Genomic DNA, 727 nt, shown 5'->3' with positions numbered 1-727 from the left:
TTGTACTGACCCCAAAAAGTTAGACAAATAATTATTGAAAGGATTTAGTTCTGTACTGCACAGGACTAAGTCCTTTTAGTTTGACTTTAATTCTTTTATTGTTGTAGTAATTGATATAGTCTACAATGGCTTGTTCCAATTGCTTAAGCGACTGAAACGACTTCTCATAGCCGTAAAACATTTCGGATTTCAAAATGCCAAAGAAGGACTCCATCATCCCATTGTCTGGGCTGTTGCCCTTGCGGGACATAGATGCTTGAATTCCCTTACTCTCTAGGAACCGATGATAAGAATCGTGTTGGTATTGCCAGCCTTGATCGCTATGGAGAATTGTATTTTCGTAATGCTCCTCTGTGAATGCCTGTTCTAACATCGTTTGTACTTGTTCTAAATTAGGCGAACAAGAAAGATTAAAAGCAATAATTTCGCTGTTAAAGCCATCTAAAACTGGTGATAAGTAAAGCTTGCGAGCACTTGCTGGAATGGCAAATTCTGTCACATCTGTGTAGCACTTTTCCATCGGTTTGGCTGCTTCAAATTGGCGTTGAATAAGATTCTCTGCCTTCTTGCCAATCTCTCCTTGGTAGGAAGAATACTTCCGTTTCCGACGAATTCGAGCCACTAAACCAAGGACTTTCATCAGACGTTGGACTTTTTTATGATTGACCGAATAACCACGATTTCTTAGTTCTAAGTGAATCCGACGATAACCATAATTTCCTTTATG

At 39.2% G+C, this 727-nt stretch carries 1 protein-coding gene; it reads right to left on the bottom strand.

The features are described 5' to 3' along the window. Positions 1-31 precede the first annotated feature (31 nt). Positions 32-727, bottom strand: a 696-nt coding sequence (locus EKB01_RS09270) for an IS3 family transposase (protein WP_167266730.1), incomplete at its 5' end; no start/stop codon positions are given.

This window comes from Streptococcus sp. CCUG 71758, assembly GCF_011714815.1.
GTDB classification, from domain to species: domain Bacteria; phylum Bacillota; class Bacilli; order Lactobacillales; family Streptococcaceae; genus Streptococcus; species Streptococcus halitosis.
Note: the sequence above shows the minus strand (reverse complement) of the source record. Positions and strands in the feature narration are given on the sequence as shown.